The 17,704-nt window shown below is 67.4% G+C and carries 13 protein-coding genes; 5 read left to right on the forward strand and 8 right to left on the reverse strand.

Annotated features, from left to right (window positions below):
- Window positions 1-12: 12 nt before the first annotated feature.
- Window positions 13-1,563 carry a hypothetical protein gene (locus CSW59_RS19995; protein WP_099445719.1) on the reverse strand — a complete coding sequence of 517 codons (1,551 nt, stop codon included), beginning with the start codon at window positions 1,561-1,563 and terminating at the stop codon, window positions 13-15.
- Window positions 1,563-2,327: an ABC transporter ATP-binding protein gene (locus tag CSW59_RS20000; RefSeq protein WP_099445720.1), complete on the reverse strand. Its 765-nt coding sequence runs from the start codon at window positions 2,325-2,327 to the stop codon at window positions 1,563-1,565. Before CSW59_RS20000 ends, CSW59_RS19995 begins: the two co-directional genes overlap by 1 nt.
- A 141-nt stretch (window positions 2,328-2,468) precedes the next feature.
- Here CSW59_RS20000 and CSW59_RS20005 point away from each other — a divergent pair, with 141 nt between their 5' ends.
- On the forward strand, window positions 2,469-5,060 hold the full coding sequence (locus CSW59_RS20005) for a glycosyl hydrolase 115 family protein (protein ID WP_099445721.1): 2,592 nt from the start codon (window positions 2,469-2,471) through the stop codon (window positions 5,058-5,060).
- A gap of 10 nt (window positions 5,061-5,070) precedes the next feature.
- On the opposite strand, the gene CSW59_RS20010 is transcribed toward CSW59_RS20005, so the two are convergent.
- The 4 genes from CSW59_RS20010 to CSW59_RS20025 form a co-directional block, all read right to left on the reverse strand.
- Complete coding sequence (locus tag CSW59_RS20010) at window positions 5,071-5,649, reverse strand: hypothetical protein (protein WP_099445803.1); 579 nt, start codon at window positions 5,647-5,649, stop codon at window positions 5,071-5,073.
- Window positions 5,650-5,732: 83 nt separating this feature from the next.
- On the reverse strand, window positions 5,733-6,215 hold the full coding sequence (locus tag CSW59_RS20015) for a hypothetical protein (protein ID WP_099445722.1): 483 nt from the start codon (window positions 6,213-6,215) through the stop codon (window positions 5,733-5,735).
- An 87-nt stretch (window positions 6,216-6,302) separates the two neighbouring features.
- A complete protein-coding gene (gene argJ / locus CSW59_RS20020) occupies window positions 6,303-7,760 on the reverse strand; it encodes a bifunctional glutamate N-acetyltransferase/amino-acid acetyltransferase ArgJ (protein ID WP_201722869.1) in 1,458 nt (485 codons plus the stop codon).
- Window positions 7,761-7,772: 12 nt separating this feature from the next.
- On the reverse strand, window positions 7,773-8,684 hold the full coding sequence (locus CSW59_RS20025; RefSeq protein WP_369825798.1) for a peptidyl-prolyl cis-trans isomerase: 912 nt from the start codon (window positions 8,682-8,684) through the stop codon (window positions 7,773-7,775).
- 280 nt (window positions 8,685-8,964) lie between these two features.
- On the opposite strand from CSW59_RS20025, the gene secA reads away from it, so the two are divergent.
- Window positions 8,965-11,733 carry a preprotein translocase subunit SecA gene (secA, locus tag CSW59_RS20030; RefSeq protein ID WP_099445724.1) on the forward strand — a complete coding sequence of 923 codons (2,769 nt, stop codon included), beginning with the start codon at window positions 8,965-8,967 and terminating at the stop codon, window positions 11,731-11,733.
- 177 nt (window positions 11,734-11,910) lie between these two features.
- Here secA and CSW59_RS20035 read toward each other — a convergent pair whose 3' ends face one another.
- Entirely contained in the window at window positions 11,911-12,603 is a 693-nt protein-coding gene (locus tag CSW59_RS20035) for a hypothetical protein (RefSeq protein WP_099445725.1), read from the reverse strand.
- A 282-nt stretch (window positions 12,604-12,885) separates the two neighbouring features.
- Entirely contained in the window at window positions 12,886-13,941 is a 1,056-nt protein-coding gene (locus CSW59_RS20040) for a DUF2855 family protein (protein WP_099445726.1), read from the reverse strand.
- A 279-nt stretch (window positions 13,942-14,220) separates the two neighbouring features.
- Here CSW59_RS20040 and CSW59_RS20045 point away from each other — a divergent pair, with 279 nt between their 5' ends.
- The 3 genes from CSW59_RS20045 to CSW59_RS20055 all read left to right on the forward strand — a co-directional run bounded on the left by CSW59_RS20045 (window position 14,221) and on the right by CSW59_RS20055 (window position 17,704).
- On the forward strand, window positions 14,221-15,117 hold the full coding sequence (locus tag CSW59_RS20045) for an EamA family transporter (RefSeq protein ID WP_099445727.1): 897 nt from the start codon (window positions 14,221-14,223) through the stop codon (window positions 15,115-15,117).
- 49 nt (window positions 15,118-15,166) lie between these two features.
- The gene (locus CSW59_RS20050) at window positions 15,167-16,306 is read left to right on the forward strand and encodes an epoxide hydrolase family protein (protein WP_099445728.1); all 1,140 of its coding nucleotides are present in this window, start codon (window positions 15,167-15,169) and stop codon (window positions 16,304-16,306) included.
- Between the two features lie 102 nt (window positions 16,307-16,408).
- Complete coding sequence (locus CSW59_RS20055; protein WP_099445729.1) at window positions 16,409-17,704, forward strand: O-acetylhomoserine aminocarboxypropyltransferase/cysteine synthase family protein; 1,296 nt, start codon at window positions 16,409-16,411, stop codon at window positions 17,702-17,704.

The following is a 17,704-nucleotide window of genomic DNA, read 5'->3' on the forward strand; positions in this document are numbered from 1 at the left end:
GCGTCGCCGCGCCTATCCCACCGCCGCCGCGCGCAGAGCCGCCGCGATCTGCTCTTCGGTTCGACGCAAGGCCATCAGCAGGGCCACGGCCACGATCAGGGGCAAAGCGGCCCAGGTCAGCCAGCCCGCGACGGCCAGGGCGGTGGCCGCGCTCAGCAACATGGTCACGACAACCTCGCCCAGCGCCGCCAGGAACGAGCTTCCCCGGCGACGGCGGAAGTCGGCGCGCTTGCCCGGCTTTTGACGCCAGACGCCGATCATGCCGGCGGCCCAGGCGGTCAGTCCCGAGCCGAGCGCCGTCCAGAAGCCCGCCAACGGCTGGAACCAGGCCAGGATCGCGACCGGGACCACCAGCAGCAGGGCCACGGGGATCAAGGCGGCGGTCAGCTTGGCGCGGTTCAGCACCGACACTGGCGTCGGCGAGAGCGCCAGAAGGTCGGGCGTGTCCTCGGCCGAGACGGTGATCCAGATCAGGCTGCCGGCGACCTGCCCGGCTAGAAAGGCGACCCCGGCCGCGCCGCCCGCTAGCATCCAGGCGGGCTGATCGGCGGCGTTGCGCGCCAGAACCAGAGCCAGCGGCAGCATGTAGAGCACGCGCAGCAGCACCTGCGAGAGCAGGGCCGCGTCTCGCCCCATCAGCCGCAGCTCCTTGCGCAGCGTGGCCCGGAAGGCGCCGGCGGCGAAGGCGCGTCCCGGTCCGACGGCCGCCTTGCGAGTCTCCGCGCCTTGGGTGGCGGCGGTCGCGTCGGCGAAGCGGCGGCCCAGGGTCCAGGCGGCCAGCAAAAAGATCGCGACCCCGACCGCGACCAGGGCCAGCAGCGGCAGAGGCTGGCCCAACGCCGCTCGCAGCGGCAGGTCGGCCAGGGGTGGCGGCTGGAGGCGACCTTCCCTGGCGTCGAGAGCGATGCGGGCGAACAAGCTCTCGCTGGCCTTGTCGCCCATCAGGGTGCGGTACTGGCTGCCCAGGAAGAAGGCTGCGCCGATCAGCGCCGCCATGATCTGGGCCACTGTGCGCGTGCGTCGCGGGCCGATCAGGGCAAACAGGACCATGGCCAGCAGCAGCCCGACGCCCGTCGCGGTCAGGGCGGCGGCGATCAGCACGACGAACACGCCAGCCCAAGCCGGGTGGCCCAGCACGATCGAGGGCGTAAGCAGCAGCACCGCCGGGATCAGGAACCAAAACAGGGCCGACACCCCCAGGCCCAGGGCCCGGACGAACAGCACCTTGCGCGGCGACAGCGGCGAGGAGAACAGCAGATCGAGGTCCCCTCGCACGTACAGGGCGTCGGCGGCCCCGGCCAGGGTCGTCGAAAGCATCAAGGTCAGGATCACCGCCAGGGCCAGGGCGACGATCACGATCGTCAGGGGCTGGATCGGGATCTCGCGACCGCGCAGGCCCAGGCCCAACAAGAGGCCGAGCGCCAGAAGCGCCACGCCCGCGACTGCGAGAGCGATCAGGCTTCCCACGGCGCTGCCCTTGCGCCCCGACATGGCGCCGCGCCAGGCCAGGCGCAGCTCGTGGGCCAGCAGCCAGGCCGTGCTGGCCGGCTTGAACAGCGCCATCAGGTGGCCTCGGCCGTCAGTTGCAGGAAGATGTCCTCCAACGTGCCGCCACTCGATGCGTTACCGACGGCCTCGCCGGCCTTGCCGCGCAGCTCGTCCAACGTGCCCTCGGCCAGGAGGCGGCCGCCCGCGATGATGCCGATCCGGTCGGCCATGCGCTCGGCGACCTCAAGAATGTGGGTGGTCAGGATGACCGTGGCGCCCGCCTCGACCCGGGCGCGCAGCATATCCTTCACCAGGCGCGCGGCGGCGGCGTCCAGGCCGGTCAGCGGCTCGTCCAGGATCAGCAGCTTGGGATCATGGATCAGCGCCCCGGCCAGGGCGACCTTCTGCTTCATCCCGCGCGAGAAGCCCTCGCAGCGTCGCCGCGCCTCGGCCGTCAGGCCCAGGGTGGACAGCAGGTCCTCGGCCCGCGCCTTGGCCGTCGTCGGCTCGATGTTCCAGAGCCCCGCGACGAACTCCAGATATTCCAAGGGCGTCAGCTTGTCGTAGATCATCGCCTCGTCGGGCGCCCAGGCCAGCAAGGCCTTGGCCGCCGCCGGCTCCTTGCGAGCGTCGACGCCGAAGATCGAGACCTCACCGCGATCCGGCTGGGTCAGGCCTGCGACCATGCGCAGAGTGGTGGTCTTGCCGGCCCCGTTTGGCCCCAGCAGCGCATAGAGCTCGCCTGCATGGACCGTCAGGTCGAGATCGGAAACCGCGGGCTTGGCGAACGCCTTGCTCAAGCTGCGAACAATCAGAGCTTCCGTCAAACCCGCCCCCACGCTTGTCACGCGGCGGAGTTGAGCGCGATTGCGTCATGACAGCAAGGCCGTCCGACGAAACGCGGGCTTGCAATGGTCTGACCTCTTGTCTTTATTGGTCAGATAAGACGCCGGCATTCACGTTCGACGGTTGGGGGAAGCGTGCAGCTCTATCGGTTCATCCTGCGAGGCGCGTTCGGTCTCGCCCTCTCCGTTTCTGCTGCTTCGGCGGCCTTCGCCTGCGATACGCCGGTCAGCGTCTGCGCCACGGGCAAGGCGACGAGCCTGCCCTTGATCCAAAAGGGTCGCTCGGCCGCAGTCTATGTCGACGCCAACGCCAATCCGGCCGTGCGCCACGCCGCCGAGAGCCTGCGCGGCGACCTCGCCCGCGTCGGCGGCGGCGAGGTGGTCAAGCTCGACGACCTCTCCAAGGCCAATGGACCGGTCGTCATCCTGGGCGTGCTGGGCCAAAGCCCTGTGATCGACGGCATCGTCAAATCCGGCAAGCTGAAGGTCGAGGACCTGCAAGGCCAGTGGGAAGGCTTCCGCCAGGTGGTGGTCGAGCGCCCCGCCCCCAACATCCCGCGCGCCCTGGTGATCGTCGGCTCGGACCGGCGCGGGGCGGTGTTCGGCGCCTATGACCTGTCCGAGCGGATCGGCGTCTCGCCGTGGGTCTGGTGGGCCGACGTACCAGTGGCGCGCAAGAGCGACCTCTTCCTGACGGCCGGCGCCCGCGCCGACCACCCGCGCGTCAAGTATCGGGGCTTCTTCATCAACGACGAGAACCCCGCCTTCAGCGGCTGGACCAAGGCCAAGTTCGGCGGGGTCAACTCCAAGGCCTACGCCCACGTCTTCGAGCTGATGCTGCGCCTGAAGGGCAACTATCTGTGGCCGGCCATGTGGGCGCCCAAGGCTTTCAACGACGACGATCCCCAGAGCAAGGTGATCGCCGACGAGATGGGCGTGGTCATGGGCAGCTCGCACCACGAGCCCATGACCCGCGCCCAGGACGAATGGCACCGCAACAAGGACAAGGGCGTCACCGGCGGCCGCTGGGACTACACCGTCAACGCCGAGAACCTGCGGACCTTCTGGCGCGGCGGCATCGAGCGGATGATGTCGAAGGGCGATGGGACGCCGTACGAAAGCGTCGTGACCGTGGGCATGCGCGGCGACGGCGACGAGCCGATGGCCGAGGGCGCGGCGACGGAGTTGCTGGAGAAGATCGTCGCCGACCAGCGCCAGATCATCACCGACGTCACAGGCAAGCCGGCCGACCAGACCCCGCAGATCTGGGCCCTCTACAAGGAAGTCCAGGACTATTACGACCACGGCATGCGGGTCCCGGACGACGTGACCCTACTGTTCGCCGACGACAACTGGGGCCAGATCCGCCGCCTGCCGGTGGCCGGCAAGGACAAGCTGCCGCGCGCCGGCGGCTACGGCGTCTACTACCACTTTGACTATGTGGGCGGTCCGCGGAACTACAAGTGGATCAACACCAGCCAGGTCGCCAAGGTCTGGCAGCAGATGGACCTGGCCTATCAGCGCCAGGCGCGGAACCTGTGGATCGTCAATGTCGGCGACATCAAGCCGATGGAGTATCCCTTAAGCTTCTTCCTGCGCATGGCCTGGAACCCAGAGGTCATGACGCCGAAGGCCCTGGCGGACTTCCCGCGTGAATGGGCTGGCGAGACGTTCGGCCAAGCGCTGGGCGGTGAGATCGGGGAGACGCTGGAGACTTACGCCACCCTAGCCTCACGCCGGAAGCCGGAGTTGCTGGACCAGAACACCTTCCCGCTGGGCCCGGACAATGGCGCCGGACCGCTGGACGGCGGCCAGTTCGGCGACATTGTCGAGCGCTGGCGGACACTGTCGGCCAAGGTCGCGGCGATCAAGACCAAGCTCGGGCCGGATCAGCAGGACGCCTATTACCAGTTGGTCGAATACCCGGTGACGGCCTTCGCCAACCTCTACGAGATGTACTACGCTACGGCCTGGAACCGGCGGCTGTCGGCCCGCAACGACGCCCGCGCCAACGTCTTCGCCGACAAGGTCGAGACCGCCTTCAAGCGCGACGCCGATCTGACCGCCCAGTATCACGCCCTGAACGGCGGCAAGTGGGACGGCATGATGAACCAGGTCCACATGAGCTATGTGAGCTGGAACGACCCGCCCGAGCAGACCATGCCCAGCGTCACCCGCGTGGCCGCAGACACCCCGCCCGAAAAGCTTGCCGCCAAGGTCGCCTTCGCGCGCTCGGGCAAGACCGATCCGAACCTCGTCACTGTAGAGGCCGCCCAGTTCGAGCGCGCGGTCGGCGGCAAGGGCCTGTCGTGGACCGTGGTCTCGAACCTGGGCCATGGCGACGCGGTCCTGGCCCTGCCGCAGGGCCGCGCCTCGACGACGGCGGCTGACGGGGTGCGGCTGGAGTACGGCGTCGATGTCCCGCGCGCGGGGCCGGCGACCGTGCGCCTAACCCTCGCCCCGACTCTGGACGTGACCGGCGGCGACGGCATCAGGATCGGGATCTCGATCGACGATGGTCCGATGCAGGTCGTGAAGTCCGACCTGATCCCCACCCCCGGCGCGGCTAGCCGGCGGGAACAGGCCGCCTGGACCGAAGCGGTCAAGAACCACGTCCACACGGTCGAGGCGCGCTTCCCCGCACTGACGGCCGGCCATCACGTGATCAAGGTCTGGCGCCTGGACGACAACGCGGTGCTGGAGAAGGTGGTGGTGGATATGCGGTGAGGCGGCGCCTCTAGAACTTCGTCTTGCAGCCCTGCTTCAGGTGGACGCCGCGCAGGAAGCCGCGACGAGCCAGGCCAGCGTCGATCGCCGCGTTCATCTGGCGGTCGGCGGGGGCGGCGCCGGTCATCTCGCGCACCAGGCTCCGGAACGGGATGATGCTGTTGATGATCGTCTTGCCGCCCGCCTCGGCCAGCTTGCCGGCGCGGTTTTCCTTGTAGGCGTTGCCGACGACATAGTCGGGGCCCAGCACGCCGTTCAGGGCTGTGACCTCGGCGGACAAGGCCTTACAGGCCTTCAGGCCCGCTAGGCTGTAGGGATCGTCATAGGCCTTCTGCAGGATCGGCGGAATCTCGCGCTTGGAAATGCCAACGTCGCGGACAGGCTGGGAGCCGATATCAACGGCTTTCTTGCCGGCCTCGCCCCAACGCCCCGGCTCGGCCTGCTGCACGGCCTTGGATGAATCGGACTTGGATGAATCGGACTTTGACTCCGACTTCGATGGCTCCGGCTTGGCCTGCCCCGCCATAGCCGGCGTCGCCGCCAGCGCCACGGCCAGCGCCCCAAACAGAACGGATCGCTTCAAGGTCATCATACGCTCCACCCAGCTGAACACCGAGCATGAACGGCGCTGGAACCCAGCGGTTCCGTTCCCGGCGGCGTTTCAGGCCAAGCTTAGTTCGGCAGAGTCGCCGCTTCCAGGTCGAAGGCGCCGTCGAGAGCGTCTTCGCCCGGGATTTCGCCCAGCAGGGCCTGAGCGAACAGGGGCTCCAGCGCGTCCCAGACATAGGTCAGCTGTTCCAGCACGGCGGGAACACCAGCCAAGTCGAACCCGGGGTAGAGGTCCTCGACCAGCCACAGGCCGCTCTCGGCGTCATAGGCGAAGCGGCAGCCGATCAGGCGGAACTGTACGCGGGCGATGGTCTCGAACAGGGCCGTCAGGTCGCGGGCTTGGCCCAGGTCCTCGGGATCCAGCACCAGGCAGCGCGCCTGCACCCAGCCGTGGTCGGGCAGCAGGTAGAACGCGCCGTCCTCCTCGTCCTCGCCCGAGACCTCCAGCCCCCGGTCGATCGCCTCGACCACATAGCCCGCCGTGCGGCAGACCTCGGTCAGCTTGGCCAGCTGGGCGGCTTCCTGGTCGGGGGTAAGGTCGGTCATTGAAGCGCTCCTACGGAGAACAAAGGGATCTTAGCATGAACGCGCGCTCGCTCCCTGGGGCCTTTAGCCTCAGAGCGGCGCGCCGCCCTAGCTCCGGTAATCCCCGTTGATCGCCACGTACTGCTTGGTCAGGTCGCAGGTCCAGACCGTGGCCGAGCCCTTGCCGACGCCGACGTCGACGCTGACCTCGAATTCCTGGTTCTTAACGTAGGCGCTCATCTTGGCCTCGTCGTATTCGGGCGAGATCAGGCCGTCGCGGGCGGCGTAGAGGTCGCCGAACTTGACGCTGATCTTCTCGCGGGCGACCGGCTCGTCGGCGCGGCCCACGGCCATGACGATGCGGCCCCAATTGGCATCCTCGCCGGCGAAGGCGGTCTTGACCAGCGGGCTCTCGGCGATGGTGCGGGCGATCTTGCGGGCCGAAGCGGGGCTCTCGGCGCCGTTGACGGTGATCTTGACGAACTTGGTCGCCCCTTCCCCATCGCGGACCAGCTGCAAGGCCAGATCCAGCAGCACGTGCTCCAGCTTGTCGCGGAAGTCGGCCAGACGCTTGTCGCCCGGACGGCTGATCTTGGGCGCGCCCGACTGGCCGGTGGCGAACAGCAAGAGCGTGTCGTTGGTCGAGCGGTCGCCGTCCACCGTTACGCAGTTGAAGGTCGTGCGGGTATAGAGCGAGACCAGGGTCTGCAGGGCGGCCGGCGCGATGGCCGCGTCGGTGGCGACGAAGGCCAGCATGGTGGCCATGTCCGGCGCGATCATGCCCGAGCCCTTGGCGATGCCGGCGATCTTGACCTCAACGCCGTCGATCATCGCGGTTGCATAGGCGCCCTTCGGGAAGGTGTCGGTGGTCATGATCGCCCGGCCGGCCTGGGCCCAGGCGTCGGCGGTCAGGCGCGTTTCGACCTCGGGAAGACGGGCGGTGATCTTGCTGTCGTCCAGGATGACGCCGATGACGCCGGTCGAGGCCATCATCACGTCGCGTTGGCGGCAGTCGAAGCGCTTGCCCACCGCCGTGGCCACGCGGCGCACCGCGTCGGCGCCGGGCTTGCCGGTGAAGCTGTTGGCGCAGCCGGCGTTGACCACCAGGGCGCGCACGTCCGCGCCGCCCGAGGCGGCCAGCTGTCGCTTGCACCAGTCCACGGGGGCCGAGCCAACGCCGTGGCGGGTGAAGACGCCCGCCGCCGAGGTGCCTTCGGCGAAGCGCATCAAGAGCAGGTCCTCGCGCTCGTGCTTGTAGAAGCCGGCGCGACCGGTGGCGATCTCGACGCCGGCGATCGGCGGGATGGTCGGGAACGGCACGGCCAGGGGCGAGATGACCAGGCCCGGCTTGCCCGCGCCTGACGCTGGCTTGGTGGCGGCAGGAGTCGAAGAGGCGCTAGTCGTATCGCCCGCGTTCTTCTGGGCGCGGCGCAGGCCAGCGCGCTTCAGCGCCGAGGTCAGGGGATCGACGATCGCGTCGATCATGCCCCGCTCGGCGGGCGCGGACACGGTCTGTGGCGCCTTCGCGGCGATCTTCTTGCCGGAGGCTTTGGGGGTCTTGGTCATCGGAACCGCGTCTTACTTCTTGGCGGGTTGAGCGGGAGGCGGCGCCGAGGCCGGCGGGCCGCCCGGAATGTCGGCGGGAGCCGAGGCCGGCTCCTGGGCGCTAGTCATCGGCGCGTCCTGGGGCCTGCCGATCAGCATTTCGACCTTGGCCGAGCCGCGCAGCTTCTCGAGGATGTCGCGGACCTGATCATAGGTCAGGAAGCGGACGATCTGCGGCCGGGCGGCTTCGAGGGTGATCGGCTCCTCGACGCGTTTGTCCTCGACCTTGGCCAGAACCCAGCCGCCCTCGGCGGCGAACGGGCCAACCAGCGCGCCCTTCTGGGCGTCCTTCAGGGCCACGCCATAGGGCTCGGGCATCACATCGAGCGTGAAGTAGCCCAGGTCGCCGCCATTGAAGCGGGTGGCCTGGTCGGTCGAGCGCTCCATAGCCAGAGCGTCGAACGAGGCGCCGGTGGCCAAGAGCTTCTTGACGCTCTCGGCCTCGGCCTGGCTGCCGACGATAATCTGGCGGGCGCGGATCTCTTCCGAACGCTTGGAGAGCTTCTGCTGCTCGGCGTAGAGCTTGCGGATCGCGTCCTCGGTGACGGCCTTCTCGACCACGCCCTCGACCAGCATGTCGCCCAGGATGCGCTCGCGGGCGGCGGCCAGGCGGCGCTGAGCCACCGGGTCCTTGTCGATCTTGCGCTTCATGGCCTCGGCGGCCAGCAGCTTCTGGTCGATGACCTCGTCAAGGCGTTGGCGGAACACTTCGCTGGAAACGTCCAGCGGCTCGCCCTCGCTGATCAGGCCCTGCGCGACGGCCTCGCGCTTGACGTCGCTGGCCCAGATCACCTGGCCGTTGACGCGGGCCACGGCGGTATCACCCGGCTCGGGCGGCTTGTCGGCGACCTTGTTCTGGCCACAGGCGACGACCAGAAGGGCCATCGCGACCGCCAGACCGACGCGGCCGAGGGAGAAGAAACCGCCTTGCCCACCCGATGCCCGGCCCTGCGTATCCGCCATGCGCGCTGCCCGTTTCCGTGAAACCTAAGGGGTCGAAGAAGAAACCCGTCGCGTTGACAGGCCTTTGACCGGTGCTTAAGTCTCGCGCGCGTGCAAGTCGAGCGGTTTTTCCGTCAGTCAGTACGCCCCGAAAAACCCCGTAGTCGAGGCCGCCAAAGCCTTTGCGCCGGCTTCAATAATAATCGCTCCGGATTTCCCCTGCATGCTTGGTTTCGCCAAAAAGCTCTTCGGCTCTTCAAACGAACGCAAGGTCAAGGCCTTGGCGGCGCGGGTGGCGAAGATCAACGCCTACGAAGCCGAATACAGCGCGCTGTCCGACGAGGCCCTGAAGGGCAAGACCGCCGAGTTCAAGGCGCGCCTGGAAAAGGGCGAGACTCTCGACGATCTCCTGAACGAAGCCTTCGCCACGGTGCGCGAAGCCTCCAAGCGCGTGCTGGGCATGCGCCACTTCGACGTCCAGATGGTCGGCGGCATGGTGCTGCACTTCTCGGGCATCTCGGAAATGCGCACGGGTGAAGGCAAGACCCTGGTCGCCACCCTGCCGACGTACCTGAACGCCCTGGAAGGCAAGGGCGTCCACGTCATCACGGTCAACGACTACCTGGCCCGCCGCGACGCCGACTGGATGGGTCAGATCTACACCTTCCTGGGCCTGACCTATGGCGTGATCGTCAATGGTCTCAGCCAGGGCGAGCGCCAGCGCGCCTATCGCAGCGACATCACCTACGGCACCAACAACGAGTTCGGCTTCGACTACCTGCGCGACAACCTCGTCTACAGCGTCGACGAGATGGTCCAGCGCGGCCACAACTTCGTCATCGTCGACGAAGTGGACTCGATCCTGATCGACGAGGCCCGCACGCCGCTGATCATCTCCGGCCCGACCGAGGACCGCAGCAGCTTCTACAAGACCATCGACGTGCTGGTTAAGGAGCTGATCAAGGACAAGACCACCTACGATCACGACGAAAAGCAGCGCCAGGTCATCCTGACCGAGGACGGCCAGGAGAAGATCGAAGAGATCCTGATGTCGGGCGGCCATCTGGCCGAGGATTCGGCGGGTCTCTATGACGCCGCCAACGTCTCAGTGGTCCACCACGTCAACCAGGCTCTGCGCGCCAACATCCTGTACACGCGCGACAAAGACTACATCGTCAAGGGCGGCGAGGTTGTCCTGATCGACGAGTTCACTGGCCGCATGATGACCGGCCGCCGCCTGTCGGAAGGCCTGCACCAGGCCATCGAGGCCAAGGAAGGCGCCGACATCCAGCCCGAGAACCAGACCCTGGCCTCGGTGACGATTCAGAACTACTTCCGCCTCTACAAAAAGCTGTCGGGCATGACCGGCACGGCCTCGACCGAGGCGCAGGAATTCGACGACATCTACAAGATGGGCGTGTCGGAAATCCCGACCAACCGTCCGATCCAGCGCATCGACGACGACGACGAGGTCTATCGCACCGAGCGCGAGAAGAACGAGGCCATCCTCAAGCAGATCGCCGACTGCCACGTGCGCGGCCAGCCGATCCTGGTCGGCACCGTCTCGATCGAGAAGTCCGAAGAGCTTTCAAAGCTGCTGTCGAACTTCAGCTTCGAGAAGGACGGCAAGAAGCAGAAGGGCATTCCGCACCAAGTGCTGAATGCTCGCTTCCACGAGCAGGAAGCCCCGATCGTCGCCGACGCGGGCGTGCCCGGCGCGGTGACCATCGCCACCAACATGGCCGGCCGCGGCACCGACATCCAGCTGGGCGGCAGCATCGACATGCGCCTGTTCAACTGGCGCCAGCAGCAGAAGGGCATGGGCCTCGAGATCACCGTCGAGGACGAAGCCGAAGAGCGCGCCCGCCTCGAGACCGAGATCGCCGACAAGAAGGCCCAGGCCCTGGCCGCCGGCGGCCTGTTCGTGCTGGGCACCGAGCGCCACGAAAGCCGCCGCATCGACAACCAGCTGCGCGGCCGCACGGGCCGTCAGGGCGACCCGGGCCGTTCGAAGTTCTTCCTGTCGTGCGAGGACGATCTGCTGCGCATCTTCGCCGGCGACCGTCTGGATGCGATCATGCGCACCTTCGGCGTCCAGGAAGGCGAGGCCATCACGCACAAGTGGCTGAACAACGCCATCGCCACGGCCCAAAAGCGCGTCGAGCAGCGCAACTACGAGATCCGCAAGAACCTCCTGAAGTACGACGACGTCGTTAACGACCAGCGCAAGGCCGTGTTCGAGCAGCGCCAGGAGTTCATGGAGTCCAGCGACCTCTCGGAAATCATCACCGAGATGCGTCACGACACGATCGACGATCTGGTCGCCCGCCACCTGCCGCCCAAGGCCTATGCCGAGCAGTGGGACGTGGAAGGCCTGACCGAGCGCGTGAAGTCGATCCTGGGCCTGGACCTGCCGATCGCCGAGTGGGCCGCCGAGGAAGGCATCGCCGACGAGGAGATGAGGGAACGCATCACCAAGGCGGCCGACGAGTACGCCGCCCAGCGTGAGACCATCATCACGCCCGAGCAGATGCGCTCGGTCGAAAAGAACTTCCTGCTGCAGATGATCGACCTTCAGTGGCGCGAGCACCTGATGCACCTGGATCACCTGCGCAACGTCATCGGCCTGCGCGGCTACGGCCAGCGCGATCCGCTGAACGAGTACAAGACCGAGGCCTTCTCGCTGTTCGAGAAGCTCTTGGGCGATCTTCGCACCAACACCACCCGCTGGCTGATGACGGTCGAGATCGCCTATGCAGAGCCGGAAGTCCCGCACACTTCTCTGGAAGGCCTGCAAGAGGTCCACCTCGACCCGCTGACCGGCGAGAACGCCGCCGTGGCCGGCGCGATCCCCGAAGGCCTATCGCCCGAGCAGCGTCAGGCCTTGCCGGTCTCGGCCCTGCCGGAAGGCTGGGACCGCACCAACCGCAACGCCCCCTGCCCCTGCGGCTCGGGCAAGAAGTTCAAGCAGTGCCACGGGTCGCTGGTGTGAGGTCAGGCTTCGGCGGTGGCTGGGGTTAGGATGTGAGATTGAAAGGGCGCCGAACGGATTCGTTCGGCGCCTTTTTCGTGGTGGGGGATAGTTGGTTCAGCGCCCGAAACCCGAGCGCTACTAGGCTGCGGAGTGCGTCTGATTGGCGATTGATCGCCAACAGATGAAATCAATCCACTACGGGGCCCGGCTCACGACGAGGCTTTTGCGTTTGTGCGCGATTGAGCCGAGTAGCAGCCAGACAGCGAACGCGAGTTCGGTGCGTAAAGCCTGCTCCTCCAACGCTCCCATTGTGTCGGGGTGCTCCTTCAGGGTCGCGAGTATGGTGGCCCTGTCGGGAAACAGATTTCTGCCTGTCTCCCGTTCCATCTCAAGACCCTTGTTCAGGAGCGAGTCGAAGTAGGGCGTCACAACAGCATCGATCGCGAACCGATTCACATTGACCGTGGTGCCAGGCCCGAGGTCTGAGATTTTACGAAGAAGTTCGAGGTTGTCCTTCAAGCGAAATCCGCCCTGCGAGTGAGCAGCGTTGTTGCGTAGGCCGCGCAGAGTGTTGATTGAGTGGTATGCGATTGGGCTGATGAAGCCCGCCATGAGTGCTACGTCATTCCGCGCAGCAAGACTGCTGATCATGCCGGGATAGTTCAGCATCTCCTTGAGGCGCTTAGCTCCGAACTCGCTGGGCGCCAACTCGCGGATGACGATCTCCAAGTGCGCCGCCACGATGTCGGCCGCAATCAATACGGCGCCACGATCAGACTCCCTCGCGAACTCCTGGAGCATTGTCGCAAAGGCTTGAGAGACGTCCGGATCGTCTAGGAAGTGAGGTTCGTCCTCGGTGGCGGCCAGTCCCTGCTGCAGATCGTCCATGTTGCTCCCCTGCGACGGTGTGGCTGATGATACCCGGGTCGCAAATGTCGTCGCCCGGGACCGATTTCCACCGATATCGGCAGTTTAGATCGTCCGCCTATCCGGCAATCAACTGGCCCAGAGTTCGGCACCGGGAGATCAGGTTGTTTTCCCTCTCCCCTTGCGGGAGAGGGTGACTGCCGTAGGCGGTCGGGTGAGGGGTCGCGCTCGGTTATCCGGACACGTCTTTCAAACCCTCATCCGGCGCTCCGCGCCACCTTCTCCCGCAAGGGGAGAAGGAAACTAAGGCCGCAGCACCACGCCCACATCCGCCGCCGTCCCGCCCTCGACCTGCTCCAGATAGGCCGCGCGGATCGCCTCAGGCCCCCGGCCCTCCTTCACCTGCAGCCACCGCGCCGCGTCCGCCACGAACGGCGTCCAGGCCGCGCCGTAGCGCCGGTCGAACTCGCCGCCAGCCCAGTCCTTCAGGCGCTTGGCGATACGGTCGGGGGCGAAAAAGAACACAGGTTGCGGGCCCGGCAGCTGCGCCTGTTCGCGCGGAACCTCCCAGTGGGTGCCGCCGACCAGGATCGAGGCCTTCAGGTCATCGCCGAACCGGCGATGCACGGCGCCCAGCACCTGGCTGTCGCCGGCGAAGTCGACGAAGACGGCCGGCGTGGCGATCGGCGCGCCGACGATGTCGTCGTAGAGCACGACCTGGTCATAGAAGCCGAGGCCCTCGACGAAGGCCTGGTTGCGGGGCGAGGTCAGGCCCACGACCTTCACGTCGCCGCGCCGATGCAGCAGCGCCGCCAGGGCGATGGCGGTCTTGGACGAGGCGCTGGACAGCACCACGCTGGCCGCGCCGTGGAAGCCGGCCTCGTCCAGCTGGTCCTCGATCAGGAACGAGGTCATGAACAGGGGCTGCAGCAGGGCGCGATGGGCCTCCGAGGGCTCTTCGTCCCCGACCGCCAGATACTGGTTGTAGATCACCGCCATCGGCTGACGATGCGGGGCGGCGTCGAGGAAGCCCGACTTGCCCGCCCTGGCCTGGACGGTCAGGTGCGTCGACATCGGCCAGTAGCCGTAGAAGCGCTGTCCGACGACGATCTCGGGATGGGCGCTTTCCTCGACCCGCGCGTGGCCCCAGACCGGCACGCGGCCAAAGCCGTCGGGCGCCGGGAAGAAGTTCCAGTACTGCATCATCTCGCCGAACACCGCGTAGGTGATGTTGTTGGTGGTCAGGGCGAAGCTCTCGATCGCCAATCGCACCTGCCCGTCCGCCAGCGGCGCGGGCGCGGTCTCGCGGATTTCGGTGCGGCGCAGGTCGTCCTTGGCGACCAGCAGGTCCCAGCCCATGGCGTTCTCTCCCTATGTTTGAAGGCGAAGCTAGGCGGCGGGCGACAGGGCGTCAAACGGGCGTTTGCCTCTTCACTCACCGTGTCATCCCGGCCGAAGCGTAGCGTAGAGCCGGGACCGCGGAGAATGCCGAGCTTTCCGCGGTCCCGGCTCGGCGCGCTACGCGCTTGGCCGGGATGACAAAAAGGGCAGGCCCCGCATTGTCACCGGAACAATGTTTCCATTGCTCCGACGCCCCCGGCGTAGCAATCCAAGGCCATCCCCGCCGACGGAGCGCTCATGTCCCACGCGTCCCTGCCCTTGCGCCACTTCCTGCTGGCCCTGGCCGTGGTGGCGGTGTGGGGCACCAACTTCGTGGTCATCCGCGTGGGCCTGGACCACCTGCCGCCGCTGCTGTTCGCCACCTTGCGCTTTACGCTGGTGCTGTTGCCGATGGCGTTCATCGTCAAGCGCCCGCCGGTCCCCTGGGCCAACCTCGCGGCCTATGGCGTGCTGATCGGCGCGGGGCAGTTTGGCCTGCTGTTCGTGGCCATGAAGGGCCATATCTCGCCGGGCCTGGCCTCGCTGGTCGTGCAGACCCAGGTGTTCTTCACGATCGGCATGGCGATGCGGATCAATCGCGAGCCGATCAAGCCCTTCCAGATCGCCGCCCTCCTCCTCGCCGCTTCCGGCATCGTGCTGATCGCCGCGCACGGCGGCGGCGCGGCCACGCCCCTAGGCGTCGTCCTCGTGCTGCTGGCGGCGGCCAGCTGGTCGGGCGGCAACATGGTCGCGCGTCAGGCCGGGACGGTGAACATGCTGGCCTACGTCGTCTGGGCCAGCCTGTTCTCGATCCCGCCGCTTTTTGCGATGTCGCTGTGGCTGGAGGGCTGGCCGGCCATCGTCAAGGGCGTGACCCAGGCCGACGCCCTGACCTGGGCCGCCGTCGCCTGGCAGGCGGTCGGCAACACCATGTTCGGCTACGCCGCCTGGGGCTGGCTCTTGGCCCGCCACCCGGCCGCCACCATCACCCCGATGGCCCTGCTGGTCCCCGTCTTCGGCATGGGCGCCTCGGCCCTGCTGCTGCACGAGGCCCTGCCCGCCTGGAAGCTGATCGCCGCGGCCCTGGTGCTGACGGGCCTGGCGGTCAACATGCTGTGGCCGAAGGTTCGGGCGTGGAGAGCGGCGGCGGCTTGACCTCCCCCACGTAACCCGGCCGACCCTCCCGCAAAACAGGGAGGCCGCCATGGCGACGCCGTTCGAGGTGAACTGGACTCGCGACCAGATCGACAAGGTCCTCAGCCAAGTCCGCGCCTACGAGTTCCCACCGGCTCCGGAAGGCGGCGGCTGGGGCTATGGCTGCGACGCGGACTTCCTCAAGAACCTCTGCGCCTATTGGACCAGCGGCTTCGACGTCGGCTCGGCACAGGCCAACCTGAACCGCTTCCCGCAGTTCACCGCGACGATCGAGGACCTCAACATCCACTTCGTCCACGTGCTCGGCGAGGCTCAGGGCAAGCGGCCGCTGCTGATCACCCACGGCTGGCCGGGTAGCCACTTCGAGTTCTGGGACGCCATCGAGCCGCTGGCCTTCCCCTCGCGCCACGGCGGCGATCCGGCCGACGCCTTCGACCTGGTCATCCCGTCGCTGCCGGGCTTCGGCTTTTCCGGAGAGCCCAAGCGGCCCCTAGGCCAGCGGGCCACCGCGCGGCTCTTCAACACCCTGATGACCCGCGAGCTGGGCTACGAGACCTACCTCGCCCAAGGCGGCGACTGGGGCGGGCTGGTCACCTCGTGGCTGGGCCTGGACCATGGCGCCCACGCCAAGGCCATCCACCTGAACATGATCGGCCTGCGCCCCGCCGGCCCGCCGACGAGCCCTGAGGAGATCGCCTGGATCACCGGCTTCGGCGCCCAGATGGACGCCTACGGCGCCTATTTTCGCTTGCAAGCGAGTAAGCCCCAGTCCGTCGCCTGGCTGGGCGCCAACAACCCGGTCGGTCAGGCCGCCTGGATTCTGGAGCGCTTCCACGACTGGGCCGACCTGTCGACCAAGCCCTTCGAGCAGGTGTTCACGCGCGACCAGTTGCTGACCAACGTGCTAATCTACGTGATGACCGGCAGCTTCACGACCGGCGCCTGGTACTACCGCGCCCTCCTGGAGGAAGGCGGGCCGGTGCTGGCGGAGGGCCAGCGCTGCGAGACGCCGACCGCCTTCGCCAACTTCCCCGGCGAGAGCATTTACAAGCCCCCGCCCCGCTCGTGGGCCGACCGCGCCTACAACATCGTCCGCTGGAGCGAGATGCCGCGCGGCGGCCACTTCGCGGCGATGGAGGAGCCGGGGCTGTTCGTCGATGACGTCCGGGAGTGGGCGCGCGCGACCTGAGATTTTCTGGAGCGCCGGCGAGAATATCGGACCTTCGCGCCGTAATCCCCAGCGCTAAGGTCGGCTTGTCGTCGCCGAGATTACAAGTACGAGGAAACGCCGATGTCCGACCGCAAGCTTCACCCCGAGACCCTGGCCCTGCACGCCGGCTGGCGCGCCGATCCCGCGACGGGGGCCGTGGCCCCGCCGATCTACCAGACGACCTCGTACCAGTTCGAAAGTGCCGAGCACGCGGCGGACCTCTTCGCCCTACGCAAGCTGGGCAACATCTATACGCGGCTGGGCAATCCCACGACCGACATCCTGGAGCAGCGCTTGACCGCCCTGGAGGGCGGCGCGGCGGCGCTGGCGGTGGCCTCGGGCCAGGCGGCCTCGGCCTTCGCGATCCAGAACCTGGCGCGGGCCGGCGACAACATCGTCAGCTCGACCGACCTCTATGGCGGCACCTGGAACCTGTTCGCCAACACCCTGCGCGACCAGGGGATCGAGGTCCGCTTCGTCGATCCGGAAGACCCGCAGGCCTTCGCCCGCGCCACCGATGAACGCACCCGCGCCTACTACGCCGAGACCCTGCCGAACCCGAAGCTCAGCGTCTTCCCGATCGCAGAGGTCGCGCAGATCGGGCGCCAGCTGGGTGTTCCGCTGATCGTCGACAACACCGCCGCCCCGCTGCTGGCCCGGCCGCTGGAGCACGGCGCGGCGATCGTCGTCTATTCGACCACCAAGTACATCGGCGGCCACGGCACCTCGATCGGCGGCGTCATCATCGACGGCGGCAATTTCGACTGGACCGCCCACCCCGAGCGCAGCCCGACCCTGAACACCCCCGACGCCAGCTATCACGGCGCGGTGTGGGCGGAGGCCGCCAAGCCGTTGGGCCCGATCGCCTACATCCTGCGGGCCCGCACGGTGCTGCTGCGAGACCTGGGCGCGGCCCTGTCGCCGTTCAACGCCTTCCAAATCCTGCAAGGCCTGGAGACCTTGCCGCTGCGCATCACCCGCCATAGCGAGAACGCTGCGGCCGTGGCCAAGGCGCTGTCGGCGGCGCCGGGCGTGACCCGCGTCATCCACCCCAGCGTCCAGACCGGCCTGCAGCGCGAGCGCGCCGACCGCTACCTGTCCGGCGGCTACGGCGGCCTCGTCGGCTTCGAACTGGCCGGCGGACGCGAGGCGGGCCGCAAGTTCATCGACGCGCTGAAGCTGTTCTACCACGTGGCCAATATCGGCGACGCGCGCAGCCTGGCGATCCACCCGGCCTCGACTACCCACTCCCAGCTCAGCGCCGAGGAGCAGGCGGCGACCGGCGTCTCCGACGGCTACGTCCGTCTGTCGATCGGCCTGGAGCACATCGACGACATCCTCGCCGATCTGACGCAGGCTTTGGCGGCGGCGAAGTAG

Origin of the sequence: Caulobacter sp. BP25 (assembly GCF_002737755.1) — a bacterium.
GTDB lineage: Bacteria > Pseudomonadota > Alphaproteobacteria > Caulobacterales > Caulobacteraceae > Caulobacter.

Bases quoted from the DNA above. Each gene is read 5' to 3' on its own strand.
- CSW59_RS19995 (WP_099445719.1), bottom strand. From the start codon at position 1,563: ATGGCGCTGTTCAAGCCGGCCAGCACGGCCTGGCTGCTGGCCCACGAG.
- CSW59_RS20010 (WP_099445803.1), bottom strand. From the start codon at position 5,649: ATGACCTTGAAGCGATCCGTTCTGTTTGGGGCGCTGGCCGTGGCGCTG.
- CSW59_RS20015 (WP_099445722.1), bottom strand. From the start codon at position 6,215: ATGACCGACCTTACCCCCGACCAGGAAGCCGCCCAGCTGGCCAAGCTG.
- argJ (WP_201722869.1), bottom strand. From the start codon at position 7,760: ATGACCAAGACCCCCAAAGCCTCCGGCAAGAAGATCGCCGCGAAGGCG.
- CSW59_RS20025 (WP_369825798.1), bottom strand. From the start codon at position 8,684: ATGGCCCTTCTGGTCGTCGCCTGTGGCCAGAACAAGGTCGCCGACAAG.
- secA (WP_099445724.1), top strand. From the start codon at position 8,965: ATGCTTGGTTTCGCCAAAAAGCTCTTCGGCTCTTCAAACGAACGCAAG.
- CSW59_RS20035 (WP_099445725.1), bottom strand. From the start codon at position 12,603: ATGGACGATCTGCAGCAGGGACTGGCCGCCACCGAGGACGAACCTCAC.
- CSW59_RS20040 (WP_099445726.1), bottom strand. From the start codon at position 13,941: ATGGGCTGGGACCTGCTGGTCGCCAAGGACGACCTGCGCCGCACCGAA.
- CSW59_RS20045 (WP_099445727.1), top strand. From the start codon at position 14,221: ATGTCCCACGCGTCCCTGCCCTTGCGCCACTTCCTGCTGGCCCTGGCC.
- CSW59_RS20050 (WP_099445728.1), top strand. From the start codon at position 15,167: ATGGCGACGCCGTTCGAGGTGAACTGGACTCGCGACCAGATCGACAAG.
- CSW59_RS20055 (WP_099445729.1), top strand. From the start codon at position 16,409: ATGTCCGACCGCAAGCTTCACCCCGAGACCCTGGCCCTGCACGCCGGC.